Annotated in this window: 26 protein-coding genes; 17 read left to right on the top strand and 9 right to left on the bottom strand. The window is 38.3% G+C overall.

Translation table 11 applies throughout. The features are described from left to right. Nucleotides 1–137 precede the first annotated feature (137 nt). The gene (locus EXE10_RS05545; protein ID WP_130112640.1) at nucleotides 138–2,540 is read left to right on the top strand and encodes a TonB-dependent receptor plug domain-containing protein; all 2,403 of its coding nucleotides are present in this window, start codon (nucleotides 138–140) and stop codon (nucleotides 2,538–2,540) included. A 247-nt stretch (nucleotides 2,541–2,787) separates the two neighbouring features. On the opposite strand, the gene EXE10_RS05540 is transcribed toward EXE10_RS05545, so the two are convergent. Beyond that, nucleotides 2,788–3,213 (bottom strand): nuclear transport factor 2 family protein, encoded by a 426-nt coding sequence (locus EXE10_RS05540; protein WP_130112639.1) that lies wholly within the window; start codon nucleotides 3,211–3,213, stop codon nucleotides 2,788–2,790. 71 nt (nucleotides 3,214–3,284) lie between these two features. Here EXE10_RS05540 and EXE10_RS05535 point away from each other — a divergent pair, with 71 nt between their 5' ends. Next, a complete protein-coding gene (locus EXE10_RS05535; RefSeq protein ID WP_165382985.1) occupies nucleotides 3,285–3,629 on the top strand; it encodes a MerR family transcriptional regulator in 345 nt (114 codons plus the stop codon). Between the two features lie 80 nt (nucleotides 3,630–3,709). Here EXE10_RS05535 and EXE10_RS05530 read toward each other — a convergent pair whose 3' ends face one another. Continuing rightward, the gene (locus EXE10_RS05530; RefSeq protein WP_130112637.1) at nucleotides 3,710–4,849 is read right to left on the bottom strand and encodes a fatty acid desaturase family protein; all 1,140 of its coding nucleotides are present in this window, start codon (nucleotides 4,847–4,849) and stop codon (nucleotides 3,710–3,712) included. Between the two features lie 116 nt (nucleotides 4,850–4,965). After that, nucleotides 4,966–6,003, bottom strand: coding sequence for a ferredoxin reductase (locus tag EXE10_RS05525; RefSeq protein WP_416346096.1), 1,038 nt, complete (start codon nucleotides 6,001–6,003; stop codon nucleotides 4,966–4,968). 187 nt (nucleotides 6,004–6,190) lie between these two features. Here EXE10_RS05525 and EXE10_RS05520 point away from each other — a divergent pair, with 187 nt between their 5' ends. Then, nucleotides 6,191–6,835, top strand: coding sequence for a TetR family transcriptional regulator (locus EXE10_RS05520; RefSeq protein WP_130112636.1), 645 nt, complete (start codon nucleotides 6,191–6,193; stop codon nucleotides 6,833–6,835). Nucleotides 6,836–6,914: 79 nt separating this feature from the next. Here EXE10_RS05520 and EXE10_RS05515 read toward each other — a convergent pair whose 3' ends face one another. Further along, nucleotides 6,915–7,532, bottom strand: a complete 618-nt coding sequence (locus tag EXE10_RS05515) for a thiol:disulfide interchange protein DsbA/DsbL (RefSeq protein WP_068975538.1) — start codon at nucleotides 7,530–7,532, stop codon at nucleotides 6,915–6,917. A gap of 184 nt (nucleotides 7,533–7,716) precedes the next feature. Between EXE10_RS05515 and ubiG the strand changes: the two genes are divergently transcribed. The 13 genes from ubiG to EXE10_RS05450 all read left to right on the top strand — a co-directional run bounded on the left by ubiG (nucleotide 7,717) and on the right by EXE10_RS05450 (nucleotide 20,210). Continuing rightward, nucleotides 7,717–8,433, top strand: a complete 717-nt coding sequence (ubiG, locus tag EXE10_RS05510; protein ID WP_130112635.1) for a bifunctional 2-polyprenyl-6-hydroxyphenol methylase/3-demethylubiquinol 3-O-methyltransferase UbiG — start codon at nucleotides 7,717–7,719, stop codon at nucleotides 8,431–8,433. Beyond that, complete coding sequence (locus tag EXE10_RS05505; protein WP_130112634.1) at nucleotides 8,430–9,101, top strand: HAD family hydrolase; 672 nt, start codon at nucleotides 8,430–8,432, stop codon at nucleotides 9,099–9,101. The genes ubiG and EXE10_RS05505 overlap by 4 nt, the downstream gene beginning before the upstream one ends. Before the next feature lie 126 nt (nucleotides 9,102–9,227). After that, nucleotides 9,228–9,974, top strand: a complete 747-nt coding sequence (locus EXE10_RS05500; protein ID WP_068975535.1) for a YciK family oxidoreductase — start codon at nucleotides 9,228–9,230, stop codon at nucleotides 9,972–9,974. A gap of 625 nt (nucleotides 9,975–10,599) precedes the next feature. Next, entirely contained in the window at nucleotides 10,600–11,001 is a 402-nt protein-coding gene (locus EXE10_RS05495; RefSeq protein WP_068975534.1) for an RcnB family protein, read from the top strand. Between the two features lie 418 nt (nucleotides 11,002–11,419). Then, nucleotides 11,420–11,803: an RcnB family protein gene (locus tag EXE10_RS05490; protein WP_068975533.1), complete on the top strand. Its 384-nt coding sequence runs from the start codon at nucleotides 11,420–11,422 to the stop codon at nucleotides 11,801–11,803. A gap of 381 nt (nucleotides 11,804–12,184) precedes the next feature. Continuing rightward, nucleotides 12,185–12,562, top strand: coding sequence for an RcnB family protein (locus EXE10_RS05485; protein ID WP_087553863.1), 378 nt, complete (start codon nucleotides 12,185–12,187; stop codon nucleotides 12,560–12,562). 146 nt (nucleotides 12,563–12,708) lie between these two features. Continuing rightward, entirely contained in the window at nucleotides 12,709–14,061 is a 1,353-nt protein-coding gene (gene argA, locus EXE10_RS05480; RefSeq protein ID WP_130112633.1) for an amino-acid N-acetyltransferase, read from the top strand. A 334-nt stretch (nucleotides 14,062–14,395) separates the two neighbouring features. Continuing rightward, nucleotides 14,396–15,358 carry a sulfonate ABC transporter substrate-binding protein gene (locus EXE10_RS05475; protein ID WP_130112632.1) on the top strand — a complete coding sequence of 321 codons (963 nt, stop codon included), beginning with the start codon at nucleotides 14,396–14,398 and terminating at the stop codon, nucleotides 15,356–15,358. A gap of 91 nt (nucleotides 15,359–15,449) precedes the next feature. Then, nucleotides 15,450–16,382 (top strand): sulfonate ABC transporter substrate-binding protein, encoded by a 933-nt coding sequence (locus EXE10_RS05470; RefSeq protein ID WP_227542691.1) that lies wholly within the window; start codon nucleotides 15,450–15,452, stop codon nucleotides 16,380–16,382. A 46-nt stretch (nucleotides 16,383–16,428) separates the two neighbouring features. Further along, nucleotides 16,429–17,598, top strand: a complete 1,170-nt coding sequence (gene ssuD, locus EXE10_RS05465) for an FMNH2-dependent alkanesulfonate monooxygenase (protein WP_068975689.1) — start codon at nucleotides 16,429–16,431, stop codon at nucleotides 17,596–17,598. Beyond that, nucleotides 17,595–18,416, top strand: a complete 822-nt coding sequence (gene ssuC / locus EXE10_RS05460; RefSeq protein WP_130112631.1) for an aliphatic sulfonate ABC transporter permease SsuC — start codon at nucleotides 17,595–17,597, stop codon at nucleotides 18,414–18,416. The genes ssuD and ssuC overlap by 4 nt, the downstream gene beginning before the upstream one ends. A 9-nt stretch (nucleotides 18,417–18,425) precedes the next feature. After that, entirely contained in the window at nucleotides 18,426–19,223 is a 798-nt protein-coding gene (locus tag EXE10_RS05455) for an ATP-binding cassette domain-containing protein (RefSeq protein ID WP_130112630.1), read from the top strand. 369 nt (nucleotides 19,224–19,592) lie between these two features. Continuing rightward, entirely contained in the window at nucleotides 19,593–20,210 is a 618-nt protein-coding gene (locus tag EXE10_RS05450) for a TetR/AcrR family transcriptional regulator (RefSeq protein ID WP_068975686.1), read from the top strand. A 70-nt stretch (nucleotides 20,211–20,280) separates the two neighbouring features. Here the strand turns inward: EXE10_RS05450 and EXE10_RS05445 are convergent, their stop codons facing one another. Continuing rightward, the gene (locus tag EXE10_RS05445; protein WP_068975685.1) at nucleotides 20,281–20,844 is read right to left on the bottom strand and encodes a 5'-nucleosidase; all 564 of its coding nucleotides are present in this window, start codon (nucleotides 20,842–20,844) and stop codon (nucleotides 20,281–20,283) included. Between the two features lie 163 nt (nucleotides 20,845–21,007). On the opposite strand from EXE10_RS05445, the gene EXE10_RS05440 reads away from it, so the two are divergent. Then, nucleotides 21,008–21,550: an NADPH-dependent FMN reductase gene (locus EXE10_RS05440; protein ID WP_087553870.1), complete on the top strand. Its 543-nt coding sequence runs from the start codon at nucleotides 21,008–21,010 to the stop codon at nucleotides 21,548–21,550. A gap of 271 nt (nucleotides 21,551–21,821) precedes the next feature. Here the strand turns inward: EXE10_RS05440 and EXE10_RS05435 are convergent, their stop codons facing one another. The 4 genes from EXE10_RS05435 to tagF form a co-directional block, all read right to left on the bottom strand. Continuing rightward, on the bottom strand, nucleotides 21,822–22,313 hold the full coding sequence (locus EXE10_RS05435; protein WP_068975184.1) for an NF045616 family extracytoplasmic (lipo)protein: 492 nt from the start codon (nucleotides 22,311–22,313) through the stop codon (nucleotides 21,822–21,824). Between the two features lie 139 nt (nucleotides 22,314–22,452). Continuing rightward, entirely contained in the window at nucleotides 22,453–22,719 is a 267-nt protein-coding gene (locus EXE10_RS05430; protein WP_068975185.1) for a PAAR domain-containing protein, read from the bottom strand. A gap of 46 nt (nucleotides 22,720–22,765) precedes the next feature. Then, complete coding sequence (locus tag EXE10_RS05425) at nucleotides 22,766–23,533, bottom strand: OmpA family protein (protein ID WP_130112629.1); 768 nt, start codon at nucleotides 23,531–23,533, stop codon at nucleotides 22,766–22,768. Continuing rightward, nucleotides 23,523–24,485 carry a type VI secretion system-associated protein TagF gene (tagF, locus tag EXE10_RS05420; protein WP_087553872.1) on the bottom strand — a complete coding sequence of 321 codons (963 nt, stop codon included), beginning with the start codon at nucleotides 24,483–24,485 and terminating at the stop codon, nucleotides 23,523–23,525. The genes EXE10_RS05425 and tagF overlap by 11 nt, the downstream gene beginning before the upstream one ends. Between the last annotated feature and the right edge of the window lie 20 nt (nucleotides 24,486–24,505).

Genomic DNA, 24,505 nt, shown 5'->3' with positions numbered 1-24,505 from the left:
ATTTTCCGAAAATAATTAAATTTAAAACGCTTTAGCAATTTTTAAGCTAATCATATTTTTATAATTTGTTTTATAAACATTAACATGCTCTTTATGATCACAACAAATGGTTACAAAAAGAGCGATAAAACAAACTCATGCATACATTATCTACACGATATTCATTGAGCATCACGACAGGAATCATCCTTTCCTTGCTCTATCCTCTAGCACATGCAGAAGAGCAAGCTACATCAACTGCTGATGTCAAAAAACTAGATGCAGTGATTGTCACAGGAACACGTTCGCTCAAACGATCTAAAACTGATTCATTACAACCTATCGATGTAATCAGTGCTCAAGAATTAACAGAACGTACAGGTTCAAGTGAATTAGGCACTGCTTTGTCTAAAATTATTCCTTCGATTAATTTCCCACGTCCAACTGTTGTCGATGGCACTGAACTGGTACGCCCTGTCCAGCTTAAAGGACTTTCACCTGATCAAGTACTTGTTTTGGTCAATGGTAAGCGTCGTCATACAGGTGCTTTTATTAACCTTGGAGGAACGATTGGTCGTGGTTCTGCACCCACGGATTTAAATGCAATTCCTGTTTCTGCGATCAGCCGTATCGAAGTACTACGTGAAGGTGCTTCAGCACGCTATGGTTCAGATGCGATTGCAGGTGTAGTCAATATCATTTTAAAGTCTGATCCTCAAACAGGTGAAGCAGGTATCCGTTACGGCATTTACGATAAAGGTGATGGGGAGCAGAAACAATCCTATGTTTCTGGTGGAACTAAACTAAATGATTACGGTTATTTAATTTTCTCTGGTGAATGGCAAGACAATGAAGCCACCAATCGAGCTGGCTTAGATCATCGAGACCCAAATTCAACCACATACGGGCAAAGAACATTCCGTTTTGGCGACCCTAAATCGGATGAAGTTAAAGTTTCAGCAAATGCTGGTTATGATTTTAGTGACAAAGTTGCACTCTATGGTTTTTCGACTTATAGCCATCGCAATGCAGAAGCTGCTGGTTTTTACCGTTTAAGTAACGCTTCAAATAATGTCCCAACACTATTTCCAAATGGCTACTTGCCTTTAATCGAAGGGCAGCTCGATGACTTTGCAGCAGTTGCAGGAATAAAGGGGGACATTGCAGATTGGCATTATGATGTGTCAGCAAACTACGGTTTAAATCAATACGATGTGGATACCAAAACTATCAATGTTGATTTATACAAAGATACAGGGTCTACACCGAACTCATTTCACAATGGCCAATTAAAAAATACTCAATCTGTCTTTAATATTGATCTTTCAAAAGAATTTGAAGTTTCAGCATTGGCTAGTCCATTGAATGTTGCTTTTGGTGCGCAATATTTAAATCAAGAATATCAAATTAAAGCAGGTGACTCTGGTTCATATTATAAAAGTGGCTCATCTGGTTTATCTGGTTTTCGTCAAGCCGATGCAGGGAAATGGTCACGTGATAGTTACGCAGGTTATGTAGACGTAGAAGCAGACCTCACCAATAAACTATCTGCGTCGGCTGCTTACCGTTATGAAAAATATGATGATTTTGGAGACACCAATAATGCTTCTCTTTCATTGCGTTATAAGCTTCTTCCAGAAGTTGCTGTTCGTGGTTCAGTTTCGACTGGCTTCCGTGCACCAAGCTTAGCTCAGCAGTATTTCACCCAAACCTCATCTCAATTGGTAAACGGTCAGTTTGTTGAAGCGGGGACATATCCAAGTTCCTCACAAGTTGCTCAATTGCTAGGTGCTGAAAATTTAAAAGCGGAAAAATCAAAAAACTACAGTATTGGTTTTGTCTTTACTCCAACTAAAAACCTTTACTTGACTTTAGATGCTTATCAAATTGAAATTGATGACCGAATCAGCCTGTCATCTAATATTAATGCCAGTAGCCCAACCGTTCGTAATTATCTCACCTCAAATGGGATTACCAATACCAATTTTAATACCATTCGCTTCTTCAATAATGCTAGTGACACACGTACCCGTGGTGTTGATTTAGTCGCAAATTATCAATGGCAAAACTTGCCTTATGGTGAGCTAACCACTTCATTAGCTTATAATTTTAATCGAAATGAAGTGACGAGCGTTGATAAAAACCCTGAAATTTTAAATGCTTTAGGTGTCAATTTAACTCGCTTAGACCGTCGTGAACAATATGGTTTATTGGCAGGCAGTACTCCTGAGCATAAACTAAGTATCGCCAATGATTATAAAATTGGTAATTGGGGAATCAATACCAATGTAACCCGTTATGGCAGTTTTGAGACCTTTAGTAATTCTAGTGCTGCGAGTGATCAAAAATTCTCTGCCAAATGGCTCTTGGATTTAGCGCTGTCTTATCAATTGAAAAATTGGAAGTTTACTGTTGGCGGTGACAATATTACTGATGTTTATCCTGATAAAGATGTGTATGACATTAATAAACCTACTGGTGGTAGTTTGCAGTACAGTCAGTTCTCTCCGTTTGGTTTTAATGGTGCGTTCTATTACGGAAAAATAAATTATAAGTGGTAATTTTTCTTAAAAATTCAGCATACATCTCTGATTGAGAGCAATAAAAAAGCCCAACATCCTGTTGGGCTTTTTTACGTATTTGATGCTTGCGGTATAACTCCTGTCGTACCTCACATTCCTTGTTCTTCCTTTTCTTATTTTTGTCTGGAGCTTCCTGCTCTCTATGTGTCCATGATATGAAATTTTAGATAATCCGTATATTGGCTAAATCCGCAAATCTTTGTACGTTTTGGCGTACAAAACTAGCTTATTCTTGATTATATAAGGCTGTAACTAAAAATTGATCGGCACTTACAAAATCAGGGTCTACATAAATCTTCACAGAAGAAATTAAATTATCTTTAAATTCAAAAATATTACAAAATTTTCCTTGTGAAATTTTATAGTCTGGAAAACATTGGCCATCATACATTTCCCCAGATTCATTTCCTTCAACGATGACTTTGTCTCCAGCATCAATAAACAATAGACTGTTCATATCATGTTCTAATTTATTAAAAACTTTAGACATTCTCTCACTAAATTCTTTCATTTTTTTAATTCCTCTGTGCTGTCCAAATTTAGGGAAAAAGATTTCTACATCCTCAGTATATAAATTGAAAATTTCTATATTTTTTTCATCTACATAGCTGAAATATTTTTCTATTAAACTTTTCTTCTGCTCAAAATTCATGATTTATACCATTTGTATTCATTGAGGTTATAAAATAAACTATGACACTAATGTTAAGGTCAAGTGAATTTATGAATTTAGCAAAAGTTTCTCAGAAAACAGGGATTAGCCCTAGAATGCTAAGACATTATGAAGCAGTTGGATTAATTGCTCCTCTAAGAAAAAATAATAATTATCGTGAATATACGACACTTGATCTGGATAAAATAATGAAGATAAAAACACTGAATGAAGCTGGAATTCCTTTAAAAAAAATTCATGATTTTCTGCCTTGTTTTAATGCTAAAGAACAATCCTTTAACTTATGTCCAATTGTTGAAAGCAAAATTAATGAGCAAAAACAGATCATTTTGAATCAAATTAAGAAATTAGAATATTGTTATCATTTATTGGATGATTTTATAAACAAAAAATAAAATCATTTATTTAAAAGTTTTATCATGTTAAAGCCTATTTAAACATAAGCTTTAACTGATTAATCAACTTCTATATCTAACTAAGCAAAAATCCCCTTCACCTTCTGTACCGACTGCATAATTTTAGCGGTCATATTATTCGGCAAAGAACACTTCGCTAAACGCACCCAGACACTACCAAACTGCTGAAAGAAATTGGCTTCATTATAGTTGATACCATATTCTGCACATAAAGCTTTGATTTTAGGTGCAACTTCCGCATAACGATTGGCAGGCATATCAGGAAATAAATGATGCTCAATTTGATGACTCAAATTACCACTTAAAATATGTAGCCACTCTGTGCCTGTAAAATTACTCGAACCACGAATTTGACGTAGAAACCACTCAGCACGGGTTTCATTTTCAACATTATCCACTTCAAAAGTTTCAGCGTCTTCAGTGAAATGACCATTAAAAATCACCGCAGAAGCCCATAAGCTACGAATCACATTGGCAACAGCATTTCCTGCCAAAACGGGTAAAGCATTTGGTCCTGCAATCACAGGAAAAAATACATAATCCTTTAAAATCTGACGGCGTGCTTTCTTACGAAACTTCGTCGCATCTGCCCAAACTTGTTTCCACGTTTTGGTTTTATAGACTAAAGCATCTTCCAAATGCAGATTTTGCACCCCCACATACCATTCAAAAAACACCATCAACTGAATCGCCAATGGAATATTGAACAAGAAGCGAGGTTCCCACTTTTGCGATTCACTGACACGCAATAAACCATAGCCCACATCATGATCCATACCGACAATATTGGTATAAGTATGATGCACATAGTTATGGGTATATTTCCAATCATCACCAGTCGACATCGTGTCCCAGTCATAATTCGCACCATTCAAACTTGGATCATTGAGCCAATCGAATTGTCCGTGCATGACATTATGACCAAGCTCCATATTTTCCACGATTTTGGAAATACCCAATAAACCTGTACCAACCACCCAAACAGGTGGAATCCAGCCACCAAACATCAACATACCACGTGAGGCGATTTCGCTATAACGCACAAAATTACGGATTTTATAAATATACTTAGCATCTTGTTCGCCGATGCTTTCCATCACTTCACGACGGATTTCATCCACACGGCGACCAAATTCTGCGGTTTGTTCTGCATTTAAATGTTTTGATTTACTGTTTGGAAAATTCACTGACATATTCATTGTTTTACTCCTCAGCACTTCATTTTTAGAAGCCTTTGCTGAATTTTGGGTACAACTTCCCTCTCTTGACTCAATAGATCAAGAAGTTGTTTGAATGTAATTAAAAAGACTTTAGTTTATAAATTAATGGTGACTGGGCTGACTGCCTGACTGATACACAATTTAATTTGAGTATTGCTATCGTGATTGATCTCACCTGTCAGCATGTTTTTGGTCGAACCACTGACTTTGGTACAGGTACAGGTATTGCACATGCCCATACGGCAACCATGTGTCGGCTTTAAACCCGCCTGTTCCGCACTTTCAAGTAAGTTCGATTTGGCTTCAAATTCTTGCTGTGAACGTAAAAACACTACAGGTTGTTTTGCTAAATTTTCATCCACTGTGATTTGGAAATATTCCTGTTTCAAGCGATCTGCAATATCCAAATCTTGGAAAATTTTCTGAGCACTTTTCATCATCGTAGATGAACCACAGGCATAGCTTTGAGCTTGTGCAAAATCAGGCACTAAGTTTTGTATCAATTCCAAAGTCAAATGCTGTTTCTGTTCCACTGTATTGATGTAGTGATAATGGAACTGAGCATTTTGTTGATGCAATTGTTCTAAATCTGCGTGAAAAGCATGATCACGACTGAAATAAATCAAATTTACTGGACGATTTGAATGGGTCAATGTTTCCAGCAATAAGGAATAAATTGCGGTAATTCCACTGCCTGAAGCGATCAATAACAATGGTGCTGTACTTTGCTCTAGCACAAACTCGCCTTGAGCTTGAGACAATTCGACAACATGACCAAAGCTTAACTGGGTTAAGGCATTGGATACTTTACCCTGCTGTTTCACGGCAATGATGATGTCACCATTGTCCAAAAACTTCACCACAGAATAACTACGCTGTTGGCGTACCCCTGCAATTTCTACAGTAACCAGAACACTTTGCCCTGCTTTAAACTGTTGATGTTTAAAGTTGCGATTTGGACGTAGTTGAATTTGATAAAAATCATCGCTTAAAGCGCGTGTTTTAATCACAACCGCTTTAACTCTTTTCCAAGCCCAAACAGGATTGATTTTTTCAGCGATAAAATCGACAAAATCCTCACGTACCCATTGTGGCTGATATTGCATATTACTCATGGCAGCAATTTGACTCATGTGACGTTCCTCTTTGTGCTTGCTATTTATTGAGTGAACAAATGTTCTTTTAGTGAACACTTGTGCACTATAATTATTTTTATAAATTCAGTCAACATCTGTACACTGACATTCGTCGCTTAATTTAATGTGATTTTGTTGCGCTATTTTTGATAGACTCATCACAACAATTTTTTCGGACAGCAATATGTCGATACGCGATGAACGTAAACAACAAAGTCGTCAGGCTTTACTTGATGCTGCTTTAAGCTTAAGCACATCAGGTCGTTCATTTTCGAGTATTAGCTTGCGTGAAGTTGCCCGTGAAGTCGGTTTAGTACCGACTGCCTTTTATCGCCATTTCCAAGATATGGATGAGCTAGGTAAAGAGCTGGTTGACCAAGTTGCGCTGTATTTAAAAAATGTCTTACATCAACTCGGTAAAGGTTTGGCGCATCCTGAAGCCAAGACCAAAACCAGTATGGAATTGTTCTTTGAAGCTGTAGATACTAGCCCTCAACAATGGATTTTTATGATTGCAGAACGTTGGGGTGGTTCAGAGGTGGTTCGTCGAGCGATTGCGCTTGAAATAGACTTTTTAAATGATGACCTCGCCAATGATCTTAAAAAGTTTGAAGTCATTAAAAATTTTCAAAATCAAAATGACCTAAAAGCTATTACCAATATTTTGATTAATCTCTGTTTTACTTGGGCAATGTCTTGGATAAGCTTGTCACGTCAATATTCAGGCATCGAGCTTGAATTGCAAAAAATGGTGTTAAAAAAGCAAGCTGTGACTCAAATTCTTTTGATTTTTAAAGGGATTGATAACTGGGATGTAGAAAAAAATTAAACGATAAAAGCCAATCTATTTAGCAATACATCATAAAACAAAAAACCCGCATTTAGCGGGTTTTCTACAACTTAAAGGCTTATTTTCCGCCTTTACGCTCTTTATTGATCAAGTAATCAACCACTTGAGTCACTTTACCATCTTCACCTTGCACCACATATTTACCATTTACAACCACCGCAGGAACACCTGAAAGTTGGTATTGCGCCGCCAATTGGTTTGATTCAGCGACTTTTGCAGTGATCGCAAAAGAACTATACATGCTGTTAAATTTCGCTTCTGGTACACCATAACGTGTATAGAATTTTGCAAATTGGTCTTTTTGTAGAATTTGCTGACCATTACCATTAGCATGGAATAATGGTAAATGCGCACGTTTACGCACACCTAGCGCTTCAGACACATAATAAGCACGCGCACCTTGTTCCCAAAGCGGATTCATCGCAGCAGGTGTACGCAAGAAATTCACATCCTTTGGAATTTTCTTCAACCATGCTTGCATATGAGGTTCAAGTACAAAACAGTGTGGGCAGCCGTACCAAAAGAATTCACGTACTTCAATTTTGCCAGGAACTGCAACTTTTCCAGGATTTTGCACCACGGTATAGTCTTTGCCTGCAACAAAATCAGCAGCCATCGTATTTGCAGAAAATGCCATGACCATAGCGGTCATGCCACCAATAATAAATTTTTTCATTGACTGTTCTGTCCTCGAAGTCATTTTGTATAGCTTATGCACTAACTATAAAACAAATATGGGAAAATCGTTTTCCTTCTGTGAAGATTTTTACACGATTCATCGCTTTTTTCATAATTATGGTTACACTAGCATAGATGAACTTAATTTTTGATTAAAACAATTTAATTTAGAGGTGGCTGTTATGTCGCAACTTAATGTTGATCCACAAGAAATTGCTAAATTTGAAGCGCTTGCCGCTTTATGGTGGGATCAACACTCTGAGTTCCGACCATTACATCAAATTAACCCACTGCGTTTAAACTGGATTGATGAACATTCAGGTGGTTTAACGGATAAGAAAATTCTCGATGTCGGCTGTGGTGGCGGAATCCTAGCAGAGAGTATGGCACGTCGTGGTGCAAATGTTCTTGGGATTGACATGGGTGCAGCGCCACTCAATGTTGCACGTTTACATGCAGAGCAAGAAAATGTTCAAAATATTGAATATAAACAAATCCCTGTAGAACAACTCGCAGAAGAACAAGCCGGTCAATACGATATTGTCACTTGTATGGAAATGCTCGAACACGTACCAGATCCTGCTTCGATTATCCAAGCTTGCCAAAAATTGGTGAAGCCGAATGGTCATGTGTTTTTCTCAACCATTAACCGTAATCCAAAAGCGTATTTATTCGCGATCATTGGCGCGGAATATGTGTTGCGTTTATTGAAAAAAGGCACACACGATTATCATAAATTTATTAAACCGTCTGAACTTGCCCATGACATTCGCAATTCAGGTTTAAAACTCAAAGATATGACAGGTTTGCATTACAACCCGCTCACTAAACATTATTGGTTAGCGCCCAATGTGGATGTGAACTATATGGTCTATACCATCAATGAGTCTGCACAATGAAAGCTGTACTGTTTGACCTCGATGGAACTTTAATCGATACCGCAGCTGATTTTATTCGCATTATTCAAGACATGTACCGTGAAGAAGGTCGTGCGATTGTGGATGCAGATTTGATCCGCACTCAAGTATCTGAGGGTGCACGTGCGATGGTGAAGTTGGTTTATCCTGAACTTGAAGTCGATGATCCAATTTTCTTAGCCCATCGCCAACGCTTTTTAGATCTTTATGGTGATGATATTGCAGTCGATACAGATCTATTTGACGGCATGTACCCACTTTTAGAGGATTTAGAAAGTCACCATATTCCTTGGGGTATTGTGACCAATAAACCACGTTGGCTGAGTGAGTCTTTACTCAAAGCACTTAATCTCACTGAACGTTGCGCAGTTTTGGTCTGCCCTGAAGATGTGAAACATACCAAGCCTGATCCTGAGCCAATGTATTTGGCTGCCAAGCAGATTGATATCGCAGCTGAACAATGTATCTATGTGGGTGATCATCCACGTGATATTGATGCGGGTCGCAATGCGCAGATGTATACCATTTTGGCAGCGTATGGCTATTTACCTTTGCAATACAAAGATGATCTCAAGGCTTGGCAAGCAGATTGTATTGTCCATAATGTTGCAGAATTACATCAGCTTGTTAGAAAGTTGGTCAATATTTAAAGCACAAAAAAATCATTCATTCTGTGTGAATCGTATGATACAAATGATGAAACATCTTGCATAAGGTGTTTCACTGTTTTTATATAGAAGCTTATACAACATCATAACAACGATAGGAGGTCTCCCATGAAATATTCAGAATATCAACCTCGTCCAGATTTATTGAAGGATAAAATTATCCTGATCACAGGTGCGGGAGACGGTATTGGACGTGCGGCAGCTTTAAGTTATGCCTTACACGGCGCAACCGTGGTTTTACATGGTCGTACACTCAATAAACTTGAAGTAATTTATGATGAAATCGAAGCTTTAGGCGCACCACAGCCTGCAATTCTACCTTTACAACTGTCTACAGCAACGTCGCATGACTATGAACTTCTGGTCAATACACTCGAACAACAGTTTGGACGTCTCGATGGGATTTTGCACAATGCAGGCATCTTAGGTGAACGTGTTGAATTAGCACATTATCCAGAAGAAGTTTGGGATGATGTCATGGCTGTGAATTTACGAGCACCTTTCGTCCTCACTCAAGAACTTCTTCCCCTACTACAAAAATCTGAACATGCTTCTGTGGTCTTTGCCAGTTCTGGTGTAGGGCGTGAAGCGCGTGCTGAATGGGGTGCTTATTCTGTTTCAAAAATTGCCATTGAAGCAGTCAGCACAATTTTTGCCAAAGAAAATACCTATCCAAATATTCGTTACAACTGTATCAACCCAGGCGGTACTCGTACAGCGATGCGCGCCAAAGCCTACCCTGCGGAAGATCCAAAAACATTACCGACGCCTGAACAGATCATGCCTGCATATCTGTACTTGATGGGTGAAGACAGTTTGGCGCTGAATGGTGCCAGTATTGATGCCCAAGACTAATCATTCGCCATTTCCCCTCTCTTGATCGAGTATTGAAGTACAACTTTAAGATTAGATACAAGAGAGTCAGGAAATAAAATCGTATTAGCCAATAAAAATAATGATTTTATTCAGTTTTCCAAATCATCGAATCAACTTTATAGTATGTTCTACCAGCTAGACATTACTAAAAGGCATCACGCATGGCAGATCAAAAACTGAAAGTAGAAATGATTCGTTCGATTGAACAATTATAACTTTCGCATCAACTCATTCATGCTTTAGATGATGCCCAACAAGCTGAAACGGTCGTAACAGCAGTCAATTGCTTAAAGCATTTCACTGAACAATGGCATTAACAGACCGTTCAAACGATATTTTGTACCATAGCTTTACATTCCGCATCAAAGAATAGACTGAGTATTTTAATGCCTTGCACTTTGAGTGACCTGTGAATGAGTCGAACATAGATGTTTGTTATATCTGTTTGCATAAGACTTTGGATACAGTCTTTCATCCTGATCAAAAATATGTTCTCATTATGTCTGTATTTTTAAATGAAAAACTGAACTTTCTTCACAGTTTCTCTGCATTTTAACGGTACATTAGTGGTGTAAAAAACAACACTTAGCAAGCGAGGGCTCCTATGAAAAAGATTTTAGCGATCATCGCGATCTCTTTATCAACACTGATGACCATGCAGATCACCAGTGCAGGACCTCATTTTGACAACGATCGAGGTTATGATCGCGGAGATAGAGGCGAACGTGGTAATCGTGGCCGTCAGTTCCGTGACAATGATGATGGCGATGGCATTCAAGAACAACGTCGAGAGCGTGAACAACGTGGTGTAAAACGTTTACAGCAACATAAATGGCAAACAGGTTATGTGATGCCACAACACTACCGTGGCAATAGCTACAAAGTGGATTATAAAGATGGAAATCTGCCTAAACCATCACGTAACCAACAATGGTACAAAATCAATAATGATTACATCTTAGTTGATTCAGACAGTAACAGTATTCTCAGCATTCGTGGTATGTAATATAAGACCGCGTAGCTATTTTGAATTAAAATTGCTATACTCAAGTTTCATAAGCTCAAACACCTATTTAGTTTGAGCTTTTTTTTGCTCAAATTTCAGAATTTCCGTTTTTTAAATGTAATCATGAAATTCATAGAAGCTTATGAGCATGAATCTTCAAACAAAGCACCACTTCATCCTGTTCCAGAACTCATTCAATAGAGTAAATTATAAAAAATCATTAACTTGGTTAGTCTATGTATCAAAAGTAGACATCATTTTAAAGTTTTACTCAAAACATCTCAGAGATTCAAAATTTACAGTCCTCCATCAAGTCTTCATACATTTCACAATTCAACTAAATCCTCCTCACCATTTATCTCCAATTGTTGCGTAAATTGATTTCATCGAAGGATAAAATACAATTTAGGTGAATCAGATGAAAAAAGTATTAACCGCAATTACATTAGCGATGAGCGCACTGGTTGCAACTTCAGCAATGGCTGACTCACGTTATGACAACAATCATCGTTATCAGCAAAGCCATTGGGATCATAAAAATGACCATCGTTGGAACAAAAATGACCGCTATGATCGTTATGACAATAAACGCTATGACCATAACTATCGCGTAAACCCAAGCCGTGACTGGCGTTCAGGGCAGTATTTACCAAGCCAATTCAGCTCATCACGCTATCATGTGAACTATAAAAACTATCGCCAACTGCCAAAACCAGGCAAATATCAGCAATGGTATAAAGTGAATGGTGACTATGTATTGGTGAATGAGCGTAATAACCGTGTGATCCGTGTGATTGGTTAATGAATCTAATTATAAAAAGCCCATATATTGGTAATGCTGATCAGTTAAGCAAAATTATTGCATAAACTCCTAAAATCTCCCCTAACCCCTCTTTGAAAAAGAGGGGAACTTCTTGTAACTAAAATGATTTCAGCAATGAAAAGCTCCCTCCTTTGAAAAAGGTGAGGAACATGTTCCGCAAGGGGAGGATTCAAGAATCTCTTAACTGACTGGCATTACATATATTGGGCTTTTTTTCATTTAATGAGAATTATATAAGATTAAAATAAATTATTAAGGAAAATAAATCACATATTTTCATATTAGCTTCATTGTTTCTCTACATTTTCCAATTAAATTAAAAACATCAGATATAGATACATTATTCCATAGGCGCTCAACATGAAAAAATTACTTTCAGCGATTGCAATCTCAGTCAGTGCAATCATGGCAGCTTCAAGTGCTTTTGCAGCGCCAGAACATGCTCAAGGTCACCAGCCTGCACAACAGCAACACGTACAACAACATCCCAACAATCATGGCAATGCTGTAAAACATGTTGCAACTAATCACAAAGCACCCAATAAAGCTGCGCAAAATCAGTGGAAAGCTGGGCATAAATACCCAACTCAATACCGTGGTGCAGGTTATAAAGTGGACTACAAACACCACAAAAACTTGAGCAAACCGGGTAAAAACCAGCAATGGTACAAAGCAGATGGTCACTATATTCTTGTCAATACAGCCACTTATGCAATCATCAAAGTGCTCGGTCTATAATTTAAGCCTGTCACTCAACCGTTAATTCAAAATACCCTCTTTGCACTCGTCCTCCCACGTTCGAGTGCTTTTTTTATTTAAACTATTCCCCTTGTGTTTTTTTGTTTAGAATCTCAGTAATCGCAATCATCTATACCGAGATCGGCATGCAAAATGACTATCCAGAAACAACTCAAAGCACAGCGCAACAATATGTGCATTGGTTTCGTCATTCTGCGCCTTATATCAATGCCCATCGTGGTAAAACCTTTGTTTTGATGTTTGGTGGTGAAGCGGTAGAACATGAAAATTTTCAACATATTATTCATGATATTGCGCTGCTACATTCTCTGGGGATTCGTTTAATTTTGGTGCATGGTGCTCGCCCGCAAATCACTGAAAATTTAAAAGAAAAAAAGATTCAAAGTCCAATCCATATCAATCGTCGTGTCACGACACGTGAATCACTACCTTGTGTAATGAATGCTGTAGGTTCGATTCGTTTGCAAATCGAAGCCTTATTATCAATGGGTCTCGCCAATTCTCCAATGTTTGGCGCACGCATCGATGTCGTTTCAGGAAATTTTGTCACGGCGAAACCTTTTGGTATCCGTGATGGTGTTGATTTTCAACTGACGGGTGAAGTACGCACCATTGATACTGAAGCCATTCAACGTCATTTAGACAATCAAAATATTGTTCTACTGGGTCCAACAGGTTATTCGACTACAGGTGAAGTTTTTAATTTGTTGGCAGAAGAAGTTGCCACCAAAACAGCGATTCATATCAAAGCTGATAAACTGATTTTCTTAGGCAATCAGCAAGGTTTGATGGATGAATTTGGGCAATTACTCCGTGAAATTACCCCACATCAACTTGATACACATATTGAAAAATACCAAGATTCAAATTTTGAAATCGCACTGCATTTGCACAATGCCAAAGAAGCTTCGCTCAAAGGCGTACATCGTGTACATCTATTGTCCTATGCCTATGACGGCGCATTGATTGAAGAATTATTCACGCGTGATGGTCATGGGACGATGATTACCGATGCACATTATGAAGAAGTGCGTATGGCAAGTATCGGCGATGTCGGTGGCTTGATCAATCTCTTACGACCACTCGAAGAAGAAGGGATTTTGGTCTACCGTTCACGCGAGCTTCTGGAAAATGAAATTGGTCAATTTGCAGTAATTGAACGTGATGGAACCATTCTCGCCTGTGCGGCTTTGTACCCAATTCCTGTGACAGGTACAGAAATTCAATCTGCAGAAATCGCTTGCGTTGCAGTACATCCAAGCTATCGTAAGTCCAATCGCGGTAGCCAAATTTTGCATTTCCTTGAAGAAAAAGCACGTCAAATGGGCATTCAACAATTGTTTGTTTTGACCACACGTACTGCACATTGGTTCTTAGAACATGGCTTCGAAACTGCCAATGTCGATGCTCTTCCTGAAGCACGTCAGGCTTTATATAATTACCAACGGAACTCAATGGTCTTTAAAAAACTCATTTAATCGACTTTGGTTTTGCTTGATTAAGCTTGAATTATCACAATTATCACTAAACTTATCACCATAGGTTATAACATGGAGAACTTTCTATATTCTCCGTGTTGCAATCTATATCTCTATGATAGATATATGAAATAAATTCTTTTTTTTCATGCAATTATAAAATTACAATTTTATAGAATATAAATTACTTATTTCTATTTTTTAGATAAATTTAGCACTTTATTTTTTATCTTTTTTTTTCATTAGCAATCATATAAATCTTATTTTTTTGAAAATAAAAAGCCTTTTAAGCTGATGCTCATTCATTTTTAACTCTTTTAGGGCATCGTTCGTCATGGCGCATTTATTTCAACCGTCTTGGAAAAAAATCACAATTCTTAGTGCAAGCCTTGCAACGATCATGATGCTTTCTGGATGTTCAAAACAACAAGAGAGCACCACCTTAAACATTGGCTTTCAAAAATACGGCGTCTTACCAATCGTTAAGGCACGTGGTGACTTAGATAAAGCGCTGAAAGAAAAGGGCGTGACGGTGAAATGGGTTGAATTCCCTGCGGGTCCTCAACTCCTAGAAGGTTTGAATGTCGGCAGTGTGTCGTTTGGTGAAGCAGGTGAAGCACCACCAATTTTTGCACAGGCAGCCAATTCAAATCTGGTCTATATCGCCAACCAACCCGCTGCACCTTTGGCTGAAGCATTGATTGTACCGAAAGATTCAACAATCAAATCAATTCAAGATTTAAAAGGCAAACGTGTCGTATTGAATAAAGGGTCAAATGTTCACTACTTACTATTAAAAGTTTTGGAAGCCAATCATCTCAAACTTGATGACATTCAAGTGGTGTACTTACCCCCTGCCGATGCACGTGCCGCTTTTGAAAAAGGCGCTGTGGATGCATGGGTGATTTGGGATCCATTCTTTGCTTCTGCTGAAAAACAACTCGGTGCAAAAGTTTTAGCGACTGGACAAAATTTAGTGAATAACCACCAATTCTATTTGGCAGATCGCAAGTTTGCAGAACAGCATCCTGATGTTCTAAAGACAGTGGTGAATGAATTGAACACCACCACACAATGGGTATCTCAACATCAGACTGATGCAGCAAAACTTTTAGAAAAACCAACAGGTTTGCCTTTAGATGTATTGAATACCTCTATTTCACGTATGGGCTTTGGTGTTACGCCTATTTCAAGTGAGGTTGCCAAGCAACAACAATACGTGGCAGATGCCTTTCATCAACAAAAACTCATTCCCAACAAAATCAATATTCAAGCAGCGATTCTAGCCAACCCATAAGCCTAGAACACTCAATACAGAGGACATCAAAATGACCCAACATCACACGAAAATAAAAGCAACATCATGGTTCAAACTCCCTCATCACACGATGACCACCATGTTGATCTGTAGTGCAATGTTGGGCGCAACTTCTGTTTGGGCGGTTGATCCGAATGTCAAAGAACTCAGAATTGGCTTTCAAAAAAGTTCAATTAACTTCGCCATTGCCAAACAACAAAAGCTCTATGAGAAAGAATTTCCAAACGCCACTATTTCTTGGAATGAATTTCCTGCAGGCCCACAAATTTTAGAAGCTTTAGCAGTCGGTTCAATCGATGTTGGTGTCACAGGAGATACTCCACCTGTCTATGCACAAGCTGCCAATAAACCCTTGTATTACATTGCTTATGAAGCAGCAAAACCTTTGGCATCGGCAATTTTAGTTTCTAAAGACTCCAAAATTACCAAACTCAGTGAATTGAAAGGCAAACGTATTGCCTTACAAAAGGGCTCTAGTGCGCATTATTTACTGGTACAAGCAGTGCGCAAAGCAGGCTTGCAATGGACAGATATTCAACCCATTTGGCTCACCCCTGCTGATGCTCGTGCAGCATTTCAAAAAGGTGCTGTAGATGCATGGGCAATTTGGGATCCGTTCTTTGCTTCCGCACAAGTTGAAGATCACGCCCGTGTTTTAGCGTCTGGACAAGGTTTAAGCCCGAACTATACCTTCTATTTGGCTTCACCTGATTTCGTGAAGAAAAACCCAAAAGCCGTCAAAAGTATTATCCAACAAATCAATGTTGCCGATAAATGGGTTCAAGCCAATCGCACTGCAACAGCACAAGCCATTGGGCAAAGTACAGGTTTAAAACCTCAAGTCAGCCAAGTCTTTATTGAACGGCGTCCAAAGCCATCTGGTGCCGCGCCACTGTCCGCAAAAGTCATTTCCGATCAGCAACAACTGGCAAACCGTTTTACTGAATTGAAAATTATTCCAAACCGCATCGACATTAAACAAGCCGTTTGGACTGCAAAATAACCTTGAACATATTTGATGTTTTAAAATTTTATACAGGATGAATGAAATGAAAATCTTCTGGTTTATTCCCACTCATGGTGACAGTCGCTATTTAGGCACGAGCAAAGGCGCACGCCAAGTAGATCATGCTTATATGAAACAAATCGCTGTTGCTGTCGACAATTTGGGCTATGAAGGTGTACTCATCCCCACTGGTCGTTCTTGTGAAGATCCATGGATTACGGCAGCAAGTTTGATTGATGCAACTAAAAATCTAAAATTCCTCGTCGCTTTACGCCCAGGTGTGACCACGCCTGCTTTGGCAGCGCGTATGGCAGCAACATTTGACCGTCTTTCCAATGGTCGTGTACTGCTTAATCTTGTAACAGGCGGTGATGAAGAAGAGCTTAAAGGTGATGGCTTATATGAAGACCATGCAACGCGTTATAAAACTGCGGCTGAATACACCACCATTTGGCGTGAAATTTTAAAACGCTCACATACTGGGGAATCATTTACATTTCACGGTGAGCGTTTAAGCGTGGACAATGCCAAATTACTTTATCCACCTGTACAAGAACCATACCCACCACTTTGGTTCGGTGGCTCTTCAGAAGATGCGATTGAACTGGCTGCGGATCAAGTCGATACCTATCTCACTTGGGGTGAACCACCTGCTGCCGTGAAAGAAAAAATTGCAGTTGTGAAAGCACGTGCGGAAGCCAAAGGTCGTCAGTTAAATTATGGTATCCGTTTACATGTGATTGTTCGAGAAACCAATGAACAAGCATGGCAAGCTGCCGAAGAGCTCATTCAATATGTAGATGATGCAACCATTGCAGCAGCACAGAAAAAATTTAAACAAATGGATTCAGTTGGTCAACGTCGCATGGCTGAATTGCATAACGGTGATCGTAGCAAACTCGAAGTTTCCCCAAACCTTTGGGCAGGTGTCGGTTTAGTCCGTGGTGGTGCAGGTACAGCATTGGTCGGTGATCCACAAACCGTTGCAGATCGTATCCAAGAATATGCAGATTTGGGAATTGGTACTTTTATCTTCTCAGGCTACCCTCACTTAGAAGAGTCTATTCGTTTTGCCGAACTGGTCTTCCCGTTATTGCCTTTAGAAACCCGTAAAAAGCTGACTCAACCAAACTTAACAGGTCCATTTGGTGAGATTGTGGCAAACAATTACACCCCAGAGGAACACAAGGATCCTTTGAAGGAGTCTGCATGAATGCCACAGTTAAAAGCGCTCCCGCTATAAAAAGTAATGCTGTTTCACGTGGAACTCAACAACTTGGGCAGCGTTTGCTGCCTTGGATTGTCCCACTGTTACTGATTGTGATTTGGCAAATTGCATCAAAAACTGGCTTATTGGAAAGTCGTGTATTACCAGCGCCCACAGCCGTGGTTTCAGCATTTTGGACTTTGCTCATCAGTGGTGAACTTTGGCAACATGTTAAAGTCAGTGCTGGACGTGCCTTACTTGGACTTTTAGTGGGAGGTGGACTCGGTCTACTTTTAGGATTACTGAACGGTTCATCAAAAGTCGCATCAAACCTACTCGACACGACGCTACAAATGATTCGAAATATCCCAGCTTTGGCTTTAATTCCACTGGTGATTTTGTGGTTTGGAATCGATGAATCTGCAAAACTTTTCTTAGTTGCGGTCGGAGTATTTTTTCCAATTTATATCAATACCTATCACGGCATTCGTTCTGTTGATCCTCAATTGATTGAAATGGGTAAGAGCTACGGCTTAAATCAATGGCAATTATATAAAGACATCATTTTACCTGGAGCAATGCCATCAATCCTTGTCGGATTACGCTTTTCACTCGGTTTGGTATGGGTATTGCTCATTGTGGCTGAAACCATTTCGGCACAATCAGGTATCGGTTATATGACCATGAATGCCCGAGAATTTTTACAAACAGACATCGTTTTGGTCGGCATCTTACTTTATGCCCTTTTAGGTAAACTTGCCGATGTATTTGCACAATTTTTAGAAAAATACCTTTTGCGTTGGCACGCAGGTTATCAAAAATAGGAGCCTAAAATGACCGATTTAAGTATTAGCCAATATGCCAATGATCTTCTCCCTACAACCGAAAATGTCGAAGAAGAACAAGCAAAAATTGGTGCAGAAATTACCATTGAACAACTTCACAAATACTATGGTGATGTGAAGGTTTTAGAAGATTTAGATTTAAATATTGCAGCGGGTGAATTCATTGCCATTGTCGGACGTAGTGGTTGCGGAAAAAGTACCCTACTGCGTTTAATTGCGGATCTCGAACAGCCTAGCTATGGAGAGATTAAATTTAAATCTCTATTGAACTTCCGTGAAGGCATCATTGCTGACGATATTCGAGTCATGTTCCAAGATCCTCGTCTATTGCCATGGAAAAATATTTTAAAAAATGTGCAATTAGGTTTAGCAAAAGATCAACATGCTAAAGCTGAACAATTACTAGAAAAAGTAGGGCTAAAGGAAAAAGCGGGATTGTGGCCATCTCAACTTTCAGGTGGACAACGTCAACGTACTGCGCTGGCACGTGCTTTATCACATACACCACGTGTATTGTTATTGGATGAGCCTCTAGGTGCTTTAGATGCCCTCACACGCTTAGACATGCAGAATCTGATCGAGAAGCTTTGGTTGGAACAAGGTTTCACTACGATTTTAGTCACACATGATGTCAGTGAAGCAGTACAACTGGCTGATCGCATTATCCTTTTAGATAAAGGGCATATTGCACAACAGTTCAAAGTTGACTTAGCACGCCCTCGACAAAAAGGGGTTAAATTTGCAGAACTCGAACAACAAGTTCTTGAAGCAGTATTGGCAACCTAAAATAGAGCAAATAAAATGTGACTTCTTTTAGCAAGTTAATTTATATATTCACAATATCTATTAATTTTTTAAATGAAGTCTATATATTTTGATTTATTATCAATAAAACATTATTTTTAACTTCAGATTTAAAATCATAATGTAATAGAAATGTCACAGAGTTTAAATCAAATGTAATAAATGACATGATTTTTAAATAAAAATTGCGCTAGTTTAGTGCATGATTAGATAATAAAGTTCACAATTTGATTTAATAATATAACTTCATAATTATTTATCAGAAATATTCCAAAATAATGCTGCTTTCTGTGCACAAATCAAACATTTTACCGTACAATTTAATGATCAGTTTTTTGATTTAAAGATGCGATGGAACAAAAAAAGAGTGCCCAGAAGCGGCAGCAGCTACTCAATGCTGCACTTGATGTATTTTCTCTCTATGGATTCAATGGTGCGAGTCTTGATGAAATTGCGCAGTTAGCAGATATGCATAAATCGAATATTTTCTATTATTATGAAAATAAAGAAGCGCTCTATGTCGAAGTACTCACCACAGTGATGCAGAAATGGTTAGCGCCTTTGCAATCATTAGAATCTGAGCTTGAGCCCACTGAAGCTTTGTCACATTACATCATGACAAAAATCGAAATTTCAAGAACTCAGCCGAAAGCATCAAAACTTTTTGCCTTAGAAATTATCCAAGGTGCACCGCATATTTTGGCGATTTTAAAAGGCCCATTGAAGAAATTATTTAAACGCAAAGCCAAAGTCATTTCGATGTGGCAAGAGCAAGGTAAAATTTCAGATCAAATTGATCCAGAGTTATTGATTATTAATATTTGGGGATTAACTCAAAATTATGCTGATTTCAGTACTCAAATCGAAATGGTCACTGGAAAAACTTTACGCAATAAAAGTATGTGCCAACGTGCCATTGAACATACCATTCATATGATTTTATATGGTGTATTACCTCGTAGTGAATAATCCAATCATGGCATTGAATTATTTTGGCAAACGACCATAGAAGTCTATGGTCGCCAAAACCTTTATCAAATTAAATAGATTGATACAGTTTTAGTAATTTTTTTGCACCTAATAATAAATTTTCTTCCCAATCTAAATGTGCAGTGTCATTTGCACCATCACTGATATATTTCACCGAAATTAAGCGCACATCGAGTTTTTTACATACTTTGGCTAAAGCATAGCCTTCCATATCAACCAAATTACACGATACTTTAGGTTGACCCGTTTCAAAACTATCCCCTGTTCCACAAATCCCTTGTGAAAGATGTGTGAAATAAGAGTCTAAATCAATCGCTTCAGGATAATGTTCATCCATCGGAGTGACACCCACTTCAAAGCCGAGTGGTGACACATCCATATCACGCTGCACAAAAGTTTTAACTTCAACCAATTCATGTGCATTGAAATATGAACTCCCTGCACTACCGAGGTTAAGAATGGTTTTACAGCCTGTTTTTTGAATCACATCAAATGCTGTAAATGCCGCATTGATTTTACCAATCCCACTGTAGTGAACTGTAATACCAGCTTGTTCAAATAAATCTTTAGATTCACTCGGTAGAGCCATAATTAAGGCAATATCATTTTTCATATAAGCTCAAAGATAATATCTATGGGGAAACATAGGATTTATATTTTAGATCCATCTTTAACTCAAGGTCGAATCAAAAATTTAAAATCCTATACACATGATATAAACATTTTACATTATGATTTATGCAGTATTAAACGATTAAAAAAGAGAGCAACAACAAATGAATATCCATATTATTGTCGGTAGTATCCGTGAAGGACGTGTAGCGATCAAAGTTGCAGAATGGCTACTTAGAGAAATTAAAAAGCTAGAATTTAGTACTTTAAATATTGAAATCGTCGATTTGAAGGAGTGGGATCTACCATTCTTTGCAGGTAAAAATTCCCCTGCAACTGGAATCTATGACCAACCTAAACAACAGCAATGGGCAGAAAAAGTAGATTCAGGCGATGCGTTTATTTTCATCACGCCAGAATATAATCATGGTTATAGCCCTGTTTTGAAGAATGCGATCGACTTTGTATACAAAGAATGGCAAGCCAAGCCTGCTGCTTTCGTCAGCTATGGCGGAACCAATGGTTCTCGTTCAATCGACCAAATTAAACAAGTTTGCTCGTTTATTGGCATGATCGACTCCAATGCTGTGATTGAATTACGCGATATTTTTAGCCGCAGCAAAACTGAAACCTTTGAAGGCAATGAATTTGACAATAAAGCCGTTAAATCTGTTGTAAATAAACTGATTCAATATGCCAATGTCTAAATCTAAATCTTCAATTTTCAATACGTAAATTTGTACGTTTTAGCTTACATTACATACTTCAATTTGCGACTTGGTGACCCTTAGAAAATTCTCTATTCTCTAGTCATAGGGAACAGGAAGTTTCCCAGACATAAAACAACAATAATCGGTCTGAGCATCAGGAAGTGAGGTAGAACAGGAGTTTACCTAACTCACCAATACGAAAAAGCCCCGTCAGGATGATGGGGCTTTTTTTTATTCTACTATTTTTGCAAATTCCTTTATCGTTTGTTTAACCAAATAATCTAGCGAGGATTTCTTTTATTTTAGCAAAAATTCTATCCAACAAAGATTGAGCCTTTTGTTCTTTAACTTCATACAATTCATTTGAGCACTTTTGAGACTGATCTACCCGATAAATTTGGTTTTTGTCACTGATACAAATTCTGAATGAATAGGTTTTATCTAATTCAATAAAAATGTCATGGGGCTTATTTCTTTCTATATGATCTAAGGGAATCGAAATACAATTTTTAAAACCTTTAGGTATTTCAATATTATAATAAATCTTCTCATAATCATCTGAACGAGAACTCAGTTCGTCTAAATTTGTGGTATAGACATACGCCCTATTTTCATAACCCAGTGATGCTTTATCATCTTGAATAAAAATACATAATTGATTATTTTTCATTTGTGCAAATAAAGGCTTAGTTCTAGGTAAATTCGCATTTACTGTAGGTGCGAGAAGTAAGGAAATAAGTAGAATATATTGCTTGTTCATATTTACTTTCTTTATGAATTAATTGTAACTTTCTCTGTATTATCTATCTGCACAAAACTTACAAACATAACTCAAATCATAAAAAACCCCGTCAGGATGATGGGGCTTTTTTTATACATGATTTTGAATTAGACAAGAGCTAATTCTGTCCAACATTTAAAGACTGATTTGCAATGCATTTACAACCACATGATAAAGGCGAATTATGCTGCGCCGCAGGCTTGCCCATAACGGTCATATGATTATCACCAGACACTATGGTTGAAACGCATTTATGCTTTGGACAAGTCGCCTTATCACCCACACATGCCACAGGCTTCCCTTCAATCGTAAAAGTCGACTGTGCTGAAATCACAGTACCCCCACCTGTTGTTGGGGAACCCAAAGTAATATATGGGAGTGCCATGCGCCGTTCCTCTTATTTTTATTCAATTAATGACCGTTAAAATCTGTTATAAAACATCAAATTCAATACGGCGGTTTTTCTTACGACCTTCTTCTGTCGCATTGTCTGCAACAGGCTTGGTTGACCCTAAACCTTCAGCTGTTAAACGCGTGGGTGCAATCCCTTTCGCAACTAAATATTGCTTTACTGCTTCCGCACGTTGCAAACTCAAAGGCTGATTTTTTTCAGGATTACCTTGGCTATCAGTATGCCCGATAATTTTTACATTTTTACCTTGAACCTTGTTTAAAGCAACCACCATCTCGTCTAAGATTTGTGTACCGACAGGCGTCAAAACTGCTTTACCTGATTCAAACTCAATAATACGATTCTTCAGTGCATTATCAATCACTGACTGCTCTGCTGCATTGACTGAAATCTGAGGATTAAAACGATATGGCGGTTGGACTAAGGATTGAAATAATGTAGTTGTAGGTTGAATATCCGCTTGAACACCCATTTTCCCTGTCAAATCAACCTGTGTACCACGAACAGACAACTTACCCTGACTGATTTTTTTAAGATCAGGGGTAATCACTCGAGTAACTGAATCACTCCACCCATTTGGTGCGGATACAGGGCGGATTTGAATTTTATCGACCACTTGATCATTGCCATACACTGATCTTAATTTGGCAAGAATGGCTTGTTTGGTCATATCATTGGGCACAGCACCCTCAACAATGATTGGGGCAGCAAATGCGTGCAAAGAAAAAAATAAGCTTGAAATAACCGTGATGCTTTTTAATCGTTTTATTTTCATATCATTTTTCATCTATAAAAGTTTGCCTAAAGATTTTCATGCCCTGAGTCAAACTCAACTGACGCTCACACAACGATTGTTCAAGTGCCGCCAAGCCAGCATTTTGCTCTAAATATGCATCAACCCATTGTGGTTGAAGTAGAGATACCCAGTGATCATTTTGCATATTTTGATTAAAAATATTGCTCAATGCGGTGATATCTGCGCCTTGAAAACCAAACAACAAAACTGGAGAATCTTGATGCAAAATACCCATTAAAATTTCAGTATTACTTTTTTCTAAGAATCGCCCAATTAGATTGACCCAAAACGCTGCTATCTCATAACTATAACTTGGATTATTAATCGGTAGAATCAGTACTTTAGATAACTTACTAGTACCATGCTTGAGTACAGGTTGAAGTAATAAGCCTAAGCCCATCATACTTTGAGCCAATTCGTATGGCGTCACTTTCATCATTTGAGCAAACGAATGCATCGTATGATGTTCGAAAAAATCCTGCGTCTTTATTTCAGGAAGCACTTGAATCTCATGATCAATATTACCCAATTTTGTGAGTAAAATTTCAGGATCATTAATCGTTCTAAATACACGGTTTTTCTGAAATAAATCAATCAGCACAGGCTTATATTTATAAGGAGCGTATAACAAGTTTTGAAATGGTTGGTCAACTTCTAAAAGGTGACTCAACACCATGGGGAACTGACGACCTGAACTGTCTTCACTGGTCACCATATTGGCAACCAAAAACATTCTTTCCCGAGGATTGGCAATAAAGAAATCTAATGGTGCGAGTGTTTGATAAGCCTCATCAAAATTAGGTTCACGCATTGCAATTTCTAATGCCTCAGTAATCCATTGATCCAAAACCTGAATCAATGAATATTGCCCTTTGGTTTTAAGGAAATCTCCGCGAGCAGGGCATTTTCCATAATACAATGGTGTCGACTTTATCATTTGCATACTTGAATCCCTCTTTCTGA

It is taken from the genome of Acinetobacter sp. WCHAc060033, from assembly GCF_004209125.1.
Lineage (GTDB): Bacteria > Pseudomonadota > Gammaproteobacteria > Pseudomonadales > Moraxellaceae > Acinetobacter > Acinetobacter wuhouensis.
The sequence above is the reverse complement of the archived record's forward strand: the minus strand, read 5'-3'. Positions and strand labels throughout refer to the sequence as shown.

Excerpts from the sequence above, each read along its gene's own strand:
- EXE10_RS05445 (WP_068975685.1), bottom strand. The coding sequence starts at position 20,844 with ATGAAAAATGATATTGCCTTAATTATGGCTCTACCGAGTGAATCTAAA.
- EXE10_RS05450 (WP_068975686.1), top strand. The coding sequence starts at position 19,593 with ATGGAACAAAAAAAGAGTGCCCAGAAGCGGCAGCAGCTACTCAATGCT.
- EXE10_RS05535 (WP_165382985.1), top strand. The coding sequence starts at position 3,285 with ATGAATTTAGCAAAAGTTTCTCAGAAAACAGGGATTAGCCCTAGAATG.
- EXE10_RS05530 (WP_130112637.1), bottom strand. The coding sequence starts at position 4,849 with ATGAATATGTCAGTGAATTTTCCAAACAGTAAATCAAAACATTTAAAT.
- EXE10_RS05435 (WP_068975184.1), bottom strand. The coding sequence starts at position 22,313 with ATGAACAAGCAATATATTCTACTTATTTCCTTACTTCTCGCACCTACA.
- EXE10_RS05425 (WP_130112629.1), bottom strand. The coding sequence starts at position 23,533 with ATGAAAAATGATATGAAAATAAAACGATTAAAAAGCATCACGGTTATT.
- EXE10_RS05455 (WP_130112630.1), top strand. The coding sequence starts at position 18,426 with ATGACCGATTTAAGTATTAGCCAATATGCCAATGATCTTCTCCCTACA.
- ssuC (WP_130112631.1), top strand. The coding sequence starts at position 17,595 with ATGAATGCCACAGTTAAAAGCGCTCCCGCTATAAAAAGTAATGCTGTT.
- EXE10_RS05475 (WP_130112632.1), top strand. The coding sequence starts at position 14,396 with ATGGCGCATTTATTTCAACCGTCTTGGAAAAAAATCACAATTCTTAGT.
- ssuD (WP_068975689.1), top strand. The coding sequence starts at position 16,429 with ATGAAAATCTTCTGGTTTATTCCCACTCATGGTGACAGTCGCTATTTA.
- EXE10_RS05540 (WP_130112639.1), bottom strand. The coding sequence starts at position 3,213 with ATGAATTTTGAGCAGAAGAAAAGTTTAATAGAAAAATATTTCAGCTAT.
- EXE10_RS05525 (WP_416346096.1), bottom strand. The coding sequence starts at position 6,003 with ATGAGTCAAATTGCTGCCATGAGTAATATGCAATATCAGCCACAATGG.
- argA (WP_130112633.1), top strand. The coding sequence starts at position 12,709 with ATGCAAAATGACTATCCAGAAACAACTCAAAGCACAGCGCAACAATAT.
- EXE10_RS05440 (WP_087553870.1), top strand. The coding sequence starts at position 21,008 with ATGAATATCCATATTATTGTCGGTAGTATCCGTGAAGGACGTGTAGCG.
- EXE10_RS05520 (WP_130112636.1), top strand. The coding sequence starts at position 6,191 with ATGTCGATACGCGATGAACGTAAACAACAAAGTCGTCAGGCTTTACTT.
- EXE10_RS05515 (WP_068975538.1), bottom strand. The coding sequence starts at position 7,532 with ATGAAAAAATTTATTATTGGTGGCATGACCGCTATGGTCATGGCATTT.
- EXE10_RS05430 (WP_068975185.1), bottom strand. The coding sequence starts at position 22,719 with ATGGCACTCCCATATATTACTTTGGGTTCCCCAACAACAGGTGGGGGT.
- EXE10_RS05495 (WP_068975534.1), top strand. The coding sequence starts at position 10,600 with ATGAAAAAGATTTTAGCGATCATCGCGATCTCTTTATCAACACTGATG.
- ubiG (WP_130112635.1), top strand. The coding sequence starts at position 7,717 with ATGTCGCAACTTAATGTTGATCCACAAGAAATTGCTAAATTTGAAGCG.
- EXE10_RS05470 (WP_227542691.1), top strand. The coding sequence starts at position 15,450 with ATGACCACCATGTTGATCTGTAGTGCAATGTTGGGCGCAACTTCTGTT.
- EXE10_RS05545 (WP_130112640.1), top strand. The coding sequence starts at position 138 with ATGCATACATTATCTACACGATATTCATTGAGCATCACGACAGGAATC.
- EXE10_RS05485 (WP_087553863.1), top strand. The coding sequence starts at position 12,185 with ATGAAAAAATTACTTTCAGCGATTGCAATCTCAGTCAGTGCAATCATG.
- tagF (WP_087553872.1), bottom strand. The coding sequence starts at position 24,485 with ATGCAAATGATAAAGTCGACACCATTGTATTATGGAAAATGCCCTGCT.
- EXE10_RS05500 (WP_068975535.1), top strand. The coding sequence starts at position 9,228 with ATGAAATATTCAGAATATCAACCTCGTCCAGATTTATTGAAGGATAAA.
- EXE10_RS05505 (WP_130112634.1), top strand. The coding sequence starts at position 8,430 with ATGAAAGCTGTACTGTTTGACCTCGATGGAACTTTAATCGATACCGCA.
- EXE10_RS05490 (WP_068975533.1), top strand. The coding sequence starts at position 11,420 with ATGAAAAAAGTATTAACCGCAATTACATTAGCGATGAGCGCACTGGTT.